Below are 17,689 nucleotides of genomic sequence, written 5' to 3'. Positions count from 1 at the left end.
GCTACCACCCTGCGTTTTGAACAAGGTTGTTGTACTTCAAAATTTCACTATAAGGCAGCGGACCATAAACCATATAATTTTGGTAGGCTCTGTTCTCTACATTAATTGAATTATATGCTGGTGCTATTATGCTTATACCCTGAGCCACTTCGTTCAGGTTTGCATTCCATCTGCGCAAATCCCAAAACCTAAATCCTTCGAAACAAAGTTCCAATCTACGCTCATTTCTGATTAACGCCCTCATCTTTACCTGATCTGATTTTATGGACTCGAGATAAGCATCGTTATTAGATACGCCCACACCTGCCCGCTTGCGTATGGCTTTAATTACATCGTAAGCAGAATATGCGTGTGTACCATTACTTAGCGGCCCCCAAGCCTCATTGGCGGCCTCAGCATAGGCCAGATAAATTTCGGTATAGCGTATTCGAGGATTGTAATGCTTTTGACTTGTTGTTGATGAGGGATTAAGATTAACATCCTGTCTAAGTAGTTTACGCATATAATACCCTGTTCGGGTAGAAGTTTCTACTTTATTAAGCGCATCGTTAGTTGTTCCGTTGGCCGAGGTATTTATCACACTACCTGAAGTTCCGGAAGTACCACCATTAACAAGAATATAAAGCTTTAATCGGGGGTCTCTGTTATCGTAAGGGCTAGCTGCTACAAAACCACTATTATTTTCCAAAATGGGATAGCCATTAGCCATAGGGAATGCATTTACCAGATTTTGAGTAGGGTTTATTCTGCCGCTACCAAAAAGTGTTGGCGGAAAATTACTTCTTTCTAAATCATTACCGCTACCAACATCGCTACGCCATAAAATCTCTGATGGATTTACACCAGAGGCTAAACCATCAATACCAGCATCTTTGTCGTACCACTTGATATCGTTTAAATTAAGATTTACCAATCCTCCTCTAAGATCAATTACCGCCGCAGCATCATTTGCTGCTTTTTCCCATTTGGCAATTGCAGAAGGATTAAAGGCTGGACTTGCGGCCAATAGTGATGCTTTGGCTCTGATAGCCTTGGCAATACGTGCAGTTATACGTCCTCTAAAATAATATCCGAAAACACGGTTATAATTATCCTTGCCTACACCTGCATATTTTGCTGGTACTTGGGCATCTGTTGCAATATCCTCAAAATCAATCGGAAGTAATTGTTCGGCCATATCAAGATCCCGGTAAATTTGTGCCATACAATCATCGAACGTGGCTCTTGGCTTATTGAAATCGGCATCAAGGCCTTCAGGCTGAAGCACTATTGGTATACCTAAAAGTTGTCCATTGGCGCCTTTTCCACCGTGTGCCTGCAACAGATAAAAATTAAACAAAGCCCGGAGCGCGTACCCTTCTCCTTTCATCCTATCATTAAACATTTTGTTTATGTTTTGGTCTACAGCCCATTTTACCTGGTCGGTTACCGAAAAAAACAAGTTAAGATATTGTATTGCAGCTCTAGAATTGGTCCATTGCGATAACGGATTATTAATTGCTGTCCACTGCCCGGTCGCAATTTTAAGGTAAGCGTTGTTTTTATCATTAGTTACCGCATCATCGGTGCTTACATCATTAAACGACCAACTGTTGGTTGGAATGCGGTTATAGCCGTTTAATAGCAGACCTTGCGCGTAAGATGCATTGTTGGTGGTGCTTTCCAGATCAAGATTGTTCTCTATTTCAGGCTCTAGCATGTCTTTACAACTGGTGCAAAAGAGCAGGGCAACTACACACCAAAGAAGTTTTAATCTTTTCATTTCAAGATAATTTTATGGATGATTAAAATTGTGCCTTTAACCCCAGGTTATAAAACCTGGTTTGAGGGGAAGAAGTCACATTTAGTTCAAGAATTTCTCGTTCAGGAGCAAGCGTTAATAAATTCATACCGCTTGCATATACGCCAAGTTCTTTGATGAAACCTTTTTGAAACATACTTACAGGAAACTGGTAGGATAATTGTATTTTAGACAGGTTGAACTGATTTGTACTATAGAGCCAAAAATCAGAAGCCCTAAAATTGTTATCGCTGGTGGCCGTAGTTAGCCTTGGATAGGTTGCACTCGCCTGCGTTTCCGGAGTCCAGCGATCTCTTACTACTATTGAGTATTTATCTTCTCCATCTACCCAGAAATAGTTGCTATTCTTCATAGCTTTAGCACCATATCTGCCTGTACCAAGTACAAAAAGGGTCAAATTTTTCCATTTAGCTGTTAAGTTAACCCCCAAAGTAAACGGTGCACCTAACCATCCTCCCTTGCCAAGATAAATTTCATCCCGGGTATCGATAATACCATCGCCATTCTGATCTTTATACTTAATATCTCCAGGTTTAACTTGCCCAAAAGATTGACTTGGAGAATTGGCAATATCTGCATTACTATTAAAAAAGCCCAAGTTTTCAAGCCCCCAAATGGCATCTAATGGTTTACCTGTTCTGTTCTGGTAAGCAAACTCGTAAGACTCGGCACGTTTGGTAGCTTTGGTATCGTAATAGGTACCGGTTACACCAAGGCTCCAATCTATACTGCCTATTTTTTTATTCATCCTGATGCCAAAGTCGAATCCTCTGCGCTGATCGTTATCATAATTTACGTAAGGAATATCAGAATAAACCGGGAAACCTGTTGTTAAATAAGAAGGATAAAGTACACCTGGTTGTACCACATTGCCACGCATTTGATCGAAAAATGCAGATGCAGTAAAGTTGATCAGGTTCTTATAGAATGATCCTTCAAGGCCGATATTAATTTCTCTTCTCTGAGGAAACTTTAAATTAGGATTATCTCCTCTCCTTTTATCAAAAGTATGAACCAAACCACCATCTCTCCAACTATACCAGGCGGCATCATTATAGGTATAATACCCTTGGTATAGATTATAATTATTAATATCTAAATCGGTATTTAATATCCCTGCTGATGCAGTTATTTTTAGGTTATCAATTACATTAGAACCTTTTAAGAAAGGCTCCTCACTTAAGCGCCATCCAAGAGATAGTGTTGGGGAGAAAGCACCTCTGTTTGCCAAAGGTAATTTTGCTGAATATACGTACGCACCACTGAAATCGGCATAGTAGCGATGATCATAGTTGTAGCCCAGCTGTAAGCCAAGATTGGCATTGTTGGTAGCATGATAAACCGAAGATTCGCTAATGTTAAAACCATAGCCCAGCAATGATCCGGTAACGTTATGCTTTTGTTTAAAAGTACGCGCATAATTAAACTGACCGGAAAAAGAAATGGTTTGGCGGTAGGCACTTCCGCTCACGTTCTGTACGCCTGATCTGGCATCAATACCATACTTCGTTAAACTCGAAATCTGATCAAAGCCGGCATAATTGTTCCATGCTGCTTCGTAAACCGAATAGGTATTGTTATACGATTGATTAAAAGTGCTGGAATAATCAACGGCAAGCAAGGTTTTAAAGCTCAGTCCCTGCATTAAGCTGTTGAGGTCAAAATTTATCCCGGTATTAAACTGGAACTGACGGGATACATTCCGGTTGTAGCCTCCTGCATAAATGCTGGCGAAGCTATTCGTCTGATCCAGCTGACTTCCGCCCAACAGGTAGCTGCCATTAATGATGTTGTTGCTGTTATTGGCTTGTGCCAGCGATGCTGCATCACCAGGTTCGATCATACTGATAGGAATAAGTGGTGCAAAGCGGTACGGTCTAACCACTGCTGCGCTGCCCCAATAATCGGTATTTACCCCTTTGCCTGTATAAAAACTGGCCGTAGCATCTACATTTAGGGAAATGATCTTATTCAGTTTTACATCGATATTTCCACGCACATTAAAACGGTTGGCGCCGCTGTTTTTTACGGCTTCGCCAAAATTCAGTAGTGAACCGACTGACCAATAGCCGATGTTGGTGTAATAATGCGTGCGGTTGTTTCCGCCTGAAATTTCTGCGGTCAGGTCGTTTCGTCCATAGCTGTTTCTCAGATAATCTGAAGAATAGTAATCTACATTAGGATAACGGTAAGGATTCGTTCCGGAGGCATAGTTGTATATGGTTTGCTGACTGTAAAGGTCTGGCAATCCGTCATTCCTGCGCGCTTCATTATATAAGGTCATATATTCAGCAGATCCCAGAAATTGTGGATAGCTTTTAGGAACATTCAAACCAATATTGGCCCTTACATTTACCTTCTGTTCATAATTACCTCCTCTTTTAGTGGTAATGTACAGCACGCCCTTGGCTGCGCGGCTACCATACAGCGCTACAGCATTAACACCTTTGAGTACAGTAACCTGATCGATTTCTGTTGGCATAATGTTATTGATATCTCTCGGAATTCCATCTACCAGCACGAGGTAGCCACCCATTCCCCAAATGTTACCGTTAAAACCAGGCAAAAGGGCATCCAGGTTTTCAAGACTGGAGGTGGAATAGTTTTTTTCCATCAATTGAGAAAGGTCTAATACAGAAACATCACCTAAAAGGTCTCGTTTAGGCACCTTACGGAATGCAACCTGTACAGAATCTACCTGAGGCATTACAAATGCGGTATCTTTTGGCAGGCCTTTTTCGTTTTTAATAACGGATTTATTGTTTTTTCTGATCTGCCTATTGGTTTGCGCGAATCCTGCTGCCGGCAGTAAAAAGGCAACGGCAAGGCAAAAGGCTGATATTATCTTGATCTGTTTCATTTCATTCGTTTGAATTAGTTTACACCGTTACCAGCCTGGATTTTGTTTAAAATCTGCATACATGTTCACGTCGGCATTTTTGAGTGGTAGCCAATAATGTTTCTGACTAAATTTCCGCTCCAGAATAACCACTTCTTTAATGTTGACCACCCGGTTAGCGGTAGGATCAGTAGTATTGAAAGTTCCGCTACGGTCAAACTCAAGTGATGTTTTTAAGGTATATGGTTTCTCAATCAATAGTAACCAGCGGCGTAGATCGTTAAAGCGGTGGCCCTCAAATGATAATTCTACGGCACGCTCTCTTCTTACTTCACCCAAAAATCCATCTACCGAAGTCAGGAATTTATCGGCTACATTAGCTACTCCGGCTCTGGCGCGGATCACGTTGATGGCATCTACAGCTGTTTTAGAAAAACCCGGGTCTTTACCTGTAGGCGAATTGTATCCCATCAGTGCAGCTTCAGCATACATCAGGTATACATCGGCCAAACGCATATAAGGAACATAAATGTGAAGGCTATTGCCATATGAATAACCATTATCATATTTATTAGCAGTGATAGGAATAAATTTACGTAAGACGTAACCAGTTCTACTTCCGGTACTTACATCCCTATAACTTCCGCTTGTGTATAAATTGGCATACCTGTTTTTCTCATCACTGGCACCCATTGCACCTTGTACAAATTTTACGCCGTCAAAAACGATATCATTGTAAAACCTCGGATCCCTTCCTTTCCAGGGATATTCGGGATTGTAACCTGAATCACTGTCGGCCTTTGTAATATCCGGGATCGGCAAGCCATTGGCCATGCCATAATAATCTACATAATTGGCCGTAGGCGTAAACTTTAGATCGCCCTCTGAAATAACTACTGGTGTGTATTGCTTACTCGTTCCCCAGTTGGAGTTATTAGCACTAAAAAACGGACCACGGAATATGGCTTCTGTACTTCCGGGTAAATCCCAGTTTTGCCCACTGGTGTAAAAATTACGGTAATAATTTTTGAAATCTACCAGTGCATATTGGGTGCTACCACTTTCAGTAAGGGTAAGCAGTTCAGCAAATGCAGCTGCTGCTTTTTTACAGTATTCCGAGTTATAGGTTTTGCTGCCGGTTGATTCAAAATTCATCAGTGGACTTCCTGCCCACAGGTAATTTTTACCTAGGTAACCCAAAGCCATGATTTTATTGATCCGCAATTGGTTTTTACCCAGCGTACGTTTACCAGCTGTGGTATTGTCCCAGTTAACCGGTAAAATATCGGCAGCAGCCCTAAAATCTGCAGCTGCTTTGTCTGCACACGCTTTATAGCTTAAGCGTGGAAGATTTAGCTTTGAATCGGTAGGCAAAACGGTATCTATATAAGGTAATCCACCAAAATATTCCATCAGTCTGTGGTGAAACCAACCGCGGAAAAACAGCAGTTGCCCCTTAATGAGATTTCTTTCCTCCTCCGTAGCATCTGTCATCTTATCCATATTGGCCAGCCCCATATTTACTTTACTGATCCCATACCAGGCCGCTTTCCAAAGATCCTTGTTAAAGCGGTCGTTATTCGTGCTAAAATTATTGTGGTTCATCCATCCAGATCCCCAGCCATCAAATTCAGCTTGCCAGCCCCAGAAATTTCCATCGTCTATTTTATGGATGAAATGAAAGTTTCCGGCGGTTGAAGTGATCTCATCCTCACCCCAATTCCAGGAATTGGTCCAGTAGTTTGTGCTAAAATTTACAATACAGTTGTAGAGTTCTTCGGTATAGCCCTGGAAATTAACAAAATTCTTAAAAGCCTCTTTTTCCGAAATCACGGTTTCATCGGCTTTATCCAGGTATTTTTCACACGAAGAAAGGGATACTGTTGACCAGATAATGGTACAACATACTAACGTTTTGATATATTTTTTCATGATTGTAGCATTAAAAAGTAATGTTGGCCCCAATATTAAATCGCTTTACAGTTGGATAAGCACCTTGCGATGCCCAGCCGGTTCCGGCAAAATTGGATTCCCGGTCATCAGGCATTTTGGTCCATACATACAGGTTGTTTCCGTTTACATATACCCGCAGCGATTCCATACCGATATGTTTGATGAAGCTTTTGCTTTTTTCGAAGGTATAAGCCAATTCTGCATTTTTTAACCGGATGTAAGATCCATCGTACATGTAGCGGTTACCTGAAGTATAACCACTGGCGGTAGATAGCCACCTGGGTAGTGGTACATCAGCATTAGGATTATCTTTGGTCCAGTAAGAACCCTCATTGTACACCAGATGGTTCTGGCCGGCTAAACTGCTGAACACCACCTGGCGGGTTACATTGTTTACGCCATAAAGCTGAACAAACAGACTGAAACCTTTCCAGTCTACGCCGAATGTAGCATTGTAGGTATTTTGAGGGTTTGATGGAAAACCATAAGGAATATTATCTTTTGAATCGATAACACCATCTCCGTTATAATCTATGATATAATAATTGCCTGGTAATTTTTGCCCATCGTTATTATCGTGAATGGTACTGCCATAAAGTTCATCCCAGGTATTGTAATTTCCTGCACTCACATAGGAATAACTTTGGCTAATTTGTTTGTTAGCCCTTTTCTGGTATTCAGGCAACAATTCTGCATCATCAGCTTCGAGCACCTTATCCTTTGCATGGGTATAGTTTATGTTAGCCCAAAGTCGCCAGTTCTGCCCTAATCTTTTATTGAATGCCAGCTCGAGCTCATAACCTTTGTTTTGTACAATACCCAGGTTGGCCACCGGTGCATCAACACCGAAATAAGAAGGAATGGCACGGTTAGCGCCGAGAATCAGGATATCTGTACGACGGTCTCGGAAAAAGTCAACCTTTCCGGTGAACATACCTTTTAAAAAACTGTAATCTACACCAAAATTAGTTTTCTTTACTTTTTCCCAGTGCACATCCGGATTACCAAGCGCCGATATTTTATACCAGGTGTACGGACTTAATTCAGAACCCTCACCAGTTACACCGAGTTTGGTTTGACTGCCATAGGCCCACTGCGTAAGATAAAGCCAGCGACCGCTTACATTATCATCGCCAATGGCTCCGTATGAAGCACGCAACTTAAGCATATCTAAAAATTTGATGCCTTTCATAAATTTCTCTTCACTCAGCATCCAGCCCAATCCTCCGGATGAAAAGAATGCAAAACGATTTTTCGTACTGAATTTTTCAGAACCATTGTACGCACCGTTATATTCGATCATGTATTTATTGGCAAAATTGTAGGTAGTACGGAACACCCAGTCTTCGCGGTAGTTTGGAATCTCACTTCCTGTGGCTACTTCATTCCGGTTAAAAAGTCCCATAGCCGTAATGTTGTGGTTGGTACCCAATTTTACAGCGTAATTTAATTGGCCCTGGTAGAATAATCTGCGTTGGGTTGACCAATCCTGCACAGCACCACCGCTCGTGGTCCAGTTAATTCCATTCTGAAAATCGAAACGGTTGGTTCCGTCAAATGCCTGCTCATAAGTGGTCAATCCGGTTTTCGGATCTATCCATTTGCTTTGCATACCATTATATAAATCATTAATCCCCCTGTTTCCTTCGATAAAAGTATTATCCAAGGCTATGGTACCTTTGAAGTTCAAACCCTTTACCAAAGATCCCAGGTCCTGGTCAAGTGTAAAATCGGTGGTAATCCTGCTGGTGGTGGTATAGCCTACACCGCTAATGGCCAGGTTTCGGGCAGAGTTTAAACCTTTTTGCACATTTGGTGCATAATAGCCCCATGTACCATCAGAATATTGCGGCATAAATACATCCGGAGCAGTGGAATATGCGGATATCCAGTAAGAATAATCGCTGTTGGAATTGCCCCATGGACTTTTCTTCACACCTCTCGAACCCGATAGATTTACTTTAAACAGCGTGGATTTACTCAGCTGAAAATCGAGGTTGCTTCTCACATTTAACCTATTGAAACCGTAACCCGGCTCGTAGCCGCGATCGTTTTTAAAGGTGCGGAACAAATCACCCTCGTACAGGTAATCGGCATTGGCAAAATATTTCACTTTGGAGGTTCCACCCGAAATGTTAAGGTTTACATTGTTCGACATGGCATAATCTTTAAACAATACCTCGTCCCAGTTTACATTCGGATAGCGTTCAGATTCCGCTAAATTTGCCGGGTAACGGTATTTATTAATCGTAGCCTGTGGCAGATAATCGGCCCAACTTTCTGGTTTTAGGGAAAGTTCATTTTCAATAGCCTGGTTCTTAATGGTCAGGGCATCATAAGAATCATATTTTCCCGGTAAGCGCGATGGAGATTTAATTACATTATTGATGGTACCCCTAATAGACGCCTGCCCCTCACGACCACGTTTGGTGGTGATCAGGATTACGCCATTAGCTCCTCTTACCCCAAATACAGCAGTTGCAGAAGCATCTTTCAATACGGATACAGTTTCTACTGAACCGATATCCACACTGCTCATCTGGCGTTCAATTCCATCCACTAAAATGAGCGGACCAGTATTGTTCCAGGTACTGCGGCCGCGGATAAGTATTTGAGGATCTTCCTCGCCGGGCATTCCTGTACTGGCAGTGGTTATCACACCCGGGACATTACCGGTTAATGCAGCACCTATGCTCGATACACCTCCGGCACGTTCCAGTACCTTACCTGTAGTTTGTGCAATGGCGGCTACCACACTGGCTTTTTTCTGTGTACCGTAACCAATAACTACAACATCGTTAAGGTTTGATTGATCTTCGGAAAGAACAATTTTAAGGTTATTTTTCCCTTTTGTAGAAACTTCCTTACTTAGCATACCCACATAGCCAATTACTAGAATTGACCGATCATCGGGTACATTAATCACAAACCGGCCATCAATATCTGTTTGCGTACGGATATTTGTGCCCTTAACAGTAACTGTGGCACCCATTAATGGGGTTTGCTTATTATCAAAGATTGTTCCGGTTACCTTTGTCTGCTGTGCAAATGTTATTTCAATCATCAGCATCAAGGTTAGCATTGTTAAACAACATCTTTTAAAGAGTTGCCTCTTCGAAACCAGGTTATCCCCAGCAAAATGCAATAGTATAATTCTTTTCATTTTTCGAGATCATTTATTGAGAATGTTGGGTAAGATTGATAACATCTGTTTCGATATAGCTTTCTGAAATATTTCATTTCCGATGAAACGTTTTGAAAGAAAGCAGTTCTCCTAAATGGAATTTTAAGTAATTCTCTTAGCATTATTTATTTGGTTAGTGTTTTTTGTAAATAAGAAGAAAAGTCTGATGTGCTGATTTTTCTTCAATAACGATTAGCTACACGATATAGTAACTGTCACCCCTTCAATTAAATGATGCTATTATGTTGGTGGTTTCATCCAATTGCGTTTTAGGGTCAATATTTTTATAATCAGTATTTCCGGTCCGGGTAATTTTACTTCCATAGTTTGTTATTTTATCGGTGTATGCCCATCGGTATTTAAACCTCCTTACCAACTAGTTTTAACCAAAGCATTGCACAATTCCTGAGTTAATGAATTTCAGGTTGATCTGTTATACACCAATGCTTCCCGGTAAATGGAAAGGGTTTAATAAAATGGACATGTACTTCCTGGTTGAGGGCTTTACCCAAAAGCCTTATTTTTTATTTTATACAGCAAGCTATTACAGAGCGGTTAGTTACACAGCACTCCACAAACTTGAAAAATAAAAAAACCGGATTGGTGGGTTGATCTGGATAGAACAGCTTATGCAGGTTTGATCCCATTTAGCGGGAGCAAGATTGCATCGGCCTTCCTCATAGAAGTTGATTAATTGGTTAGTCATTGTTTAAGAGTTTATTTGGTTAAATCCAAACATAGCTCAAAAACGAATCTGAAGGTTAGAATATTTGTTCATAAATCAGCTACAAATGTTCTATCATCATAAACATCTGAAAAACAATATGTTATGAAAAATAAAAACGAACAAATGCATTAATTATCAGGATATTACATATAGTAAAACGTTTTTGGCTACCTAAAACAATCGATTGCACAAAGGCTAATTCCACCTAATTTTCCAAACCGGCAGAATTGTCTGGCTTACGGTACAGATTTAAATATTCTGAAGGCTGCATACCGAATTTTAACTTAAATGATTTCGCAAAATAATTTGGCGTTGCAAAGCCTACCAGATAGGCAATCTGAGAAATGTTCAGATCACTTTTAATTAATAAACCAGCAGCTTTATCGAGCTTTACCGAGCGTATATACTCCACAGGCGAAAGCCCTGTTAATTCCAGCACTTTGTGGTAGAGCGAGCCCCGGCTCATCCCTACATTTTTACTTAAATCCTCAACGGACAATTGCGAATTATTGATATTATCTTCAATGTATTTCAGAATATTCTTGAGTAACTTATCACCATGTGATTCAACTAAAATTTCGGCCGTCTCCATTTTTATCTGTTTGGTATAAGTATTTTTCAGGGTCCGGTTGAGTACCAAAAGGTTTTTGATTTTAATATTCAGGATATCGATATTAAATGGCTTGGTGAGGTAGTCATTGGCCCCGATTTCCAAGCCCGTCAACTGTTCCTGTTCGCCAGTGAGCGCGGTTAGTAGAATAACCGGAATATGTTTTGTCCTTTTATCTTCTTTTATTTTTTTGCACAGCTCAATACCTGTCATATTTGGCATGCTAATATCGCTAACAATAAGTTCCGGATGGTTTGCAAGTGTTTTTTGCCAACCCTCCTTACCATCAGCTGCTTCTACAATGCGGTAGTTGGACTTCAAATTATCTCGGAGATATTCTCGGAGATCTTGATTATCTTCTACCAGAAGAATGGTATGGATTTCTGCATCTGTTTCGCTTACTGCTTTATCTGAAGCCTCTTCATGAATTTGTGATAGAGTTTCCGGACTAGAAAAATCCAGATTAAGCTTTTCGATATGGTCTAGTAACGGTAAAGGCAGGGTAATAATGAAACGGGTACCTTTTCCAACTTCACTTTGTAAATCAATACTACCTCCCTGGATTTTGACAAATTCTTTAATGATGGAGAGCCCGATCCCACTTCCCTGGTTAAGAATGGAAACTTCTGTATCTGCCTGGAAAAACCTTTCGAATACTTTCTGCTGTTCTTCCTCGCTAATGCCAATGCCGGTATCGCTAACGGTTATCAAAACAGCCTCTTTCTGCCCATCGCGTTGTGTCCTTTTCAAATCAACGGTGATAGTACCACCTGATGGTGTAAATTTAAACGCATTAGAGAGCAAATTAAATAAAATACGTTCCAATTTGTCATGATCAAATTCAGTTGGATAGCTATCGAACTGGGTTTGAAAGGAAAGACTTATAGATTTACGTTCACTTAAATCATTGAAAGATTCTATTACATCAGCTATAAAGGAAACCAGCTCACCAGACGTATTATTTATCTTGAGCTCATTTTCTTCAATTTTACGAAAATCAAGAATTTGGTTCACCAGGTTAAGCAAACGGCGGGCATTTCGCTTCACTATTTTAAGAGAGGCGTTTTTGGTATCGTCTCCCTGTTGTGAAAGAAGTTTTTCAACTGGCCCCAGGATGAGTGAAAGCGGCGTACGAAACTCATGACTGAGGTTGGTGAGAAATTTAATTTTTAGAGAATCCAGTTCATGCAGCCGTTCTGCCTCTTTTCTATCCTGTAAAATCTGCTGCTCAATTTTTGTTTTCTCCTGAACCAGCGCAAACTTTCTTTCCAGGTTTTTAATCCCCCGGTGGCGAATGTAAAGCAAAGTACCGGCTATAGCGAGCAGGTAAAAGGCATAAGCATATATTGTTCTCCAGAGCGGTGGATGTACTATTATTTTTATCGAAGACTCCGTTGTATTCCAAACGCCATCATTGTTACTCGCCCGCACATGAAAAGTATATTCCCCGGGATCGAGATTGGTGTAAGAAACGGTTTTAGCTGTACCTGCATCAATCCATTCTTTATTAAAACCTTCGAGCTTATAACTATAACGGTTTTGTTCTGGTGCGGTATAGTTTACACTTACAAAACTCAGTGAAAAATTTTGCTTGTAATCCAGGTCAATTCTTTTTGCAACAGATATATGGTCGGTTATGGGTCCGTCTTCGCTCGCCTCGATTAGATTATTGGAAATCTTTAGCTCGGTAAAAAGCACTGATGGAACATTTTTATTTTTTCTAAATCCAGCCGGATTGAAGTAGTTCATGCCTTCTGCTCCGCCAAAGAATATTTCACCATCTTTACATTTCAGTACAGCTCCCCTGATAAAGTTATTGTTCTGAACCCCATTGTATATGCCGTAGTTACTGAATTTTTGTGTTTTCGGATCGAAAAGGCTAATCCCCTTGCTGGTACTTAACCAAATATTATGATTGTCATCTTCTATGATGGCGTCGACAACAGCACTTGCCAAACCGTCACGCTCAGTATAATTTATGAATTTATTTGATTTTTGATCAAGTAAATTCAAGCCACCTCCTGCAGTACCGATCCAGATCCGTCCTTTGGAATCTTCAAGAAAAGCCTGCGCAACATCGCCCTGAAGGCCCGAATTAAGCTCGTTATAATGTTTAATAATGGTCTTATCAGCACTAATCATAGCCACTCCAGAACCATGAGAACCTACCCATATGTTTGCGAACCGGTCTTCTTTAATAAAACGTATATAATTATTAAGCGGAAAATTGCGATCTATGGGCGACTGAGCTTTGCTCATATACCTAAAAACAACCTTGTGGTTTGAATCCATAACATTGATTCCGCCTCCATTGGTGCCCACCCACACTAGGCCACTTTTATCCTGGGTGATGCAAAACACGTCGTCTGAATTAAGGCCAAAATCTTTATTTGTTTTTCTAAAGGATGTAGCTTTGGTTAAAGTTGAATCCAAAACGATAAGGCCATAGCCAAAGGTACCCAGATAGACTTTCTTAGCCGAACTAACAAATAGAGACATGAGGGTTATCCTTGAGGGCAAACCCCGTTTTTCCAGCTCTACTTTGTGGAACAAGGACGTATTTCTATTGAAGATACTCAGTCCGCCCCCTTCTGTAGCTACATATATATTATTGTTGTTTTTTTCTGCAAATGAAGTTACCACGGGTGCATTTAAACCATATACATCAAAAACATTGCTTTTAATCAGGTTAAACAGGTTGAGGTTGCTATCAAACTTATTAATCCCCTCGCGGTATAAACCCAGCCAATATATTCCCTCCTTATCTATATACACATATTTTACACTGGTTCCCCGCAGGCTATAAGAGTTTCGGGGATTTGGCCGGTATACCATTACTTTTTTCGTACCGAGATCAAAAACATTAAGGCCATCTTCGGTGCCGAGCCATAATTGACCGTTGGGCGCTACCGCTATACTTTGAACAATATTATCGCTCAGTGAACTGGGATCTCCTGGAATGTGTTGATAATTCTCAAAGCCCATACCATCAGATTTAAGCATACTCAGGCCAGAGGTGGTGCCGATCCAGATATTACCGTTATCATCTTCAGCTAAAGACTTTACCATAGTTCCCGCCAACTGGACTGGTTTATCTGCTGCAGATCCTATTCTAGTAAAGGAAGATTTTTTTCGGTTATAAAGAAATAACCCATCGTCTGTTCCCACCCACATCCTATGCTTGCTGTCTTCCATCATGATATTTATCATTGTCGGCGGAAGTTTGCCAAACTGTGCGGCTGCTATTGGAAACTTGGAAACCTTTTTAGTGTCTGGATCAAAAACATCGAGCCCGGTAAAAGTTGCCACCCATATTTTACCCAAATAATCACTGGTGATATATCTGATCAGGCTGTGACTGAATCCTGTTGGAGTATTTGAAGCATGATAGTTGATGAAAGAATTTTTTCTTCTATTGAAAAGTGCAAGCGAACCTCCACTGGTACCAAACCAAAGATTTCCCTTCCGATCTTCGTGAATTGCCTTAACCTCATTAGCCTGAATACTTGCAGAATCGTTTGCCTGGTGTTTATAGGTTGTAAAGTTAGTCCCATCAAATTTATTTAATCCATCTTCGGTACCAAACCACATTAAACCGTATCTGTCTTTAAAAATTACTGTTACATTATTAGACGATAACCCGTTTTTAGAGGTGAGAGAAGTAAAACGCAATTCAGGCTGCGGCAGTTTCGGTTGTGATACGGCATTCCCAGCGCCAAAAAGCACATGAATAAATAGAATTAATGATAGATATGCAGACCCTTTGAGCATAATTTAGTGATTTTGCTGTATTAATAAAATTTCAATTCCAAGGGCGCTAAAAGACTACAAAACGAGCTAAAATCTAAAAAAGATTCGAAATTGTTTGGATACATGATCTATTTGGTTTGGTGATGGTAAGATAAAAAAAACTAATTTACTTCATTGCAACATTACAGCCTGAACGGCATATTTTCTGCACGCTTCAGATAAAACTAATTATTCACTAAAGTTAACGACACCCCGATAAGCTTTTTTTCTTTGCAGATTTTTATCAAAAAGTAGCGGAAAGTTTTTCCTTCCGGGTACCGGATATTGATCGAGCCATGTAGCGCGATCTGAAAGATTCCAGAAAGTTACACCGCTAATCTCCTTTTTAAAGGCTCTGAAAATAGAAAAAACCCTGGCGTATCTATCACTTTGCTTTTTTTCGAGTACCGCCGTGAGGCTGTCTTGCTCACCAGGTTTCTTGGCTCTTAAATTTTTCTCCCATTTATAGATAGACATATCCAGTTCTGTAATCTGAATCTGTAGGCCAAGAGAAGCATATAATTTTAAAGATTCCCTTAACTCGCTGTCGCTGGGCTCAAAAATAGACCAGTGCCCCTGCAACCCTACCCCATGAATAGGCACTTTATCATCGACCAACTTTTTCAGCATTTTATAGATTTTTGCTCTCTTTGCAGGTCGTTCCGAGTTATAATCATTATAAAAAAGTAATGCATCAGGATCAGCCTCATGTGCATATTCGAAAGCTTTGGCAATAAACTCTTCTCCGCAGATTTCTCTCCACAAAGAAGGCCTTAAATATTGGTCGTCTTCATCACCGATCACTTCATTAACCACATCCCAGGCATACACCTTTCCCTTGTACCTTCCCACAACGGTTGTGATGTGATCTTTAAGCCGTTTAAGCAAAAGTGCCTTATCAGCCCTTCCTCCTGAACTGTTCTTAAAAATCCATGCTGGCACCTGCTCATGCCAGCACAAGGTATGCCCCCTTATTTTGAGTCGGTTACTAAGCGCAAAATTAACCAGTGCGTCGGCCTCGGTCCAATTATAAACATCCTCACGGGGATGAATGGGTTGCATTTTCATCGCGTTCTCGGGTGTTATGCTATTAAATTCCTTTAAAAGCAGTGCCCCCTGCTCTCCTTTAATGGTTTGGGCCGAAACCGCAACTCCAATATTGAAATAAGACTGATAATAATCTTTCAGTCCGAGGTTACTTTTTTTAGTCCTAGTGTAACTGCCACAACTGGAAAAAGCTGCGAAAACAGCAATAGCAAATAGGACAATGTGAAATTTAGTTGTACGCATTTATATTTGGTTGAATAGCAAAGTCGATTTCATCCTATTAACGTTGCAGGAAAAAATCCAGTAAATTTAGACCTAAGTATATACACCAGCAGTCATATTTGTCAAAACAATAAGAACAGATGTTCAAAAAAGCACCAAATAGCCAAAAATTAGCCGAATTAATAACCGGATAAGTACCCAGGCCATCATGTCATAAATTCATTACATGACATTTGTTTCCTAAAATTGACGATAAGAAGCTTGGCCTGTATAAAAAACATACGATTTTGCAACCTTCTAGACTTACCTAATCAAATATGAGAAAACCGAATATTACCCCTTACCTTGCCGTTTTGCTCCTTATCTCCGGAATAGTGTTTAGTGCATATAAAGGCAATAGGGTTAATGCCAAAGGACTGAAAGACTACTATCAAAAATATTTTCCTATAGGGGTGGCCGTTACACCATGGGACCTGAGTGGGGATAAGCGAAACTTGATCCTTAGCCAGTTTAACAGCATTACATCTGAAAATGCAATGAAAATGGGTCCTATTCATCCCATGGAAAGTACCTACAATTGGAAAGTTGCAGACTCTATAGCTTCCTTTGCCCGGGCAAATGGGTTAAAACTACGTGGACATTGCCTGGTATGGCATAACCAAACCCCTCGCTGGTTATTTAAAAATGAAGATGGAAGTGTAGCCTCAAAAGAAACCCTGCTAAAAAGAATTCAAGCGCACATTAACACTGTTGTAAGCAGGTATAAAAAAGATGTATATGCATGGGACGTGGTTAACGAGGCCATTGCAGACGATTCTGCCTATTTCCGGAAATCGCCGTTATACCAAATTGCAGGCGAGGATTTTGTAGAGATGGCTTTTAGGTACGCGCACCAGGCAGATCCCAATGCCCAACTGTTTTACAACGACTATAATACGGAACAGCCATTAAAGCGTGAAAAAATTTACAGGATGCTTAAAGGCCTCCTGGCTAAGGGTGTTCCAATCCATGGAGTCGGACTTCAGGGGCACTGGTCTGTCAATAATCCGAGCCGCTCTGAACTGGAAAAATCTATTGCTCTTTTTTCTTCCCTGGGACTTAAAATTCAGATTACAGAGCTGGATGTATCGGTATATGATGGTCATCAAGGCGGGCAATTGATTAAAGGCAGTGCCCAAAAAGCAGTTGCAGTATTTACTCCAGAAATGGAAGAAAAGCAGCTCCAACAATATAAAATGATCTTCGATGTTCTCCGTAAACATAAGGATCATATTACCGGTGTAACCTTCTGGAACTTATCAGACCAATACAGCTGGCTGGATAACCGTGGCCGAAAAAACTATCCGCTACTGTTTGATCAGGAACTTAATCCAAAAAAGGCATATTTCGAGGTCACAAAATTTTAACCAATACGCAAGAAACCATCAACTAAATCAATTAGCTGTCAAAATCATCCGGTTTATTACCCAAATGCCATTAACTTCGGCAGGAAGGCAAAAAATCCTTTGATAGATGAA

7 protein-coding genes are annotated in these 17,689 nt (G+C 40.5%); 1 reads left to right on the top strand and 6 read right to left on the bottom strand.

The window, feature by feature from the left end:
- Position 1: 1 nt before the first annotated feature.
- From HDC90_RS20475 to HDC90_RS20450, 6 genes are all read right to left on the bottom strand, one after another.
- The gene (locus HDC90_RS20475) at positions 2-1,762 is read right to left on the bottom strand and encodes a RagB/SusD family nutrient uptake outer membrane protein (RefSeq protein ID WP_184469692.1); all 1,761 of its coding nucleotides are present in this window, start codon (positions 1,760-1,762) and stop codon (positions 2-4) included.
- Between the two features lie 22 nt (positions 1,763-1,784).
- Entirely contained in the window at positions 1,785-4,661 is a 2,877-nt protein-coding gene (locus tag HDC90_RS20470; RefSeq protein WP_184469690.1) for a SusC/RagA family TonB-linked outer membrane protein, read from the bottom strand.
- A 27-nt stretch (positions 4,662-4,688) separates the two neighbouring features.
- Positions 4,689-6,572, bottom strand: coding sequence for a RagB/SusD family nutrient uptake outer membrane protein (locus HDC90_RS20465; RefSeq protein ID WP_184469688.1), 1,884 nt, complete (start codon positions 6,570-6,572; stop codon positions 4,689-4,691).
- Between the two features lie 10 nt (positions 6,573-6,582).
- On the bottom strand, positions 6,583-9,657 hold the full coding sequence (locus tag HDC90_RS20460; protein WP_255497779.1) for a TonB-dependent receptor: 3,075 nt from the start codon (positions 9,655-9,657) through the stop codon (positions 6,583-6,585).
- Positions 9,658-10,709: 1,052 nt separating this feature from the next.
- On the bottom strand, positions 10,710-14,885 hold the full coding sequence (locus HDC90_RS20455; RefSeq protein ID WP_184469686.1) for a two-component regulator propeller domain-containing protein: 4,176 nt from the start codon (positions 14,883-14,885) through the stop codon (positions 10,710-10,712).
- Between the two features lie 207 nt (positions 14,886-15,092).
- The gene (locus HDC90_RS20450) at positions 15,093-16,193 is read right to left on the bottom strand and encodes an endo-1,4-beta-xylanase (RefSeq protein ID WP_184469684.1); all 1,101 of its coding nucleotides are present in this window, start codon (positions 16,191-16,193) and stop codon (positions 15,093-15,095) included.
- 296 nt (positions 16,194-16,489) lie between these two features.
- Between HDC90_RS20450 and HDC90_RS20445 the strand changes: the two genes are divergently transcribed.
- Positions 16,490-17,578 carry an endo-1,4-beta-xylanase gene (locus HDC90_RS20445; RefSeq protein WP_184469682.1) on the top strand — a complete coding sequence of 363 codons (1,089 nt, stop codon included), beginning with the start codon at positions 16,490-16,492 and terminating at the stop codon, positions 17,576-17,578.
- Positions 17,579-17,689 lie beyond the last annotated feature (111 nt).

The sequence above is a fragment of the Pedobacter sp. AK013 genome (assembly GCF_014205835.1).
Classification (GTDB): Bacteria; Bacteroidota; Bacteroidia; order Sphingobacteriales; family Sphingobacteriaceae; genus Pedobacter.
This window is presented reverse-complemented; position numbering and strand designations above follow the sequence as displayed.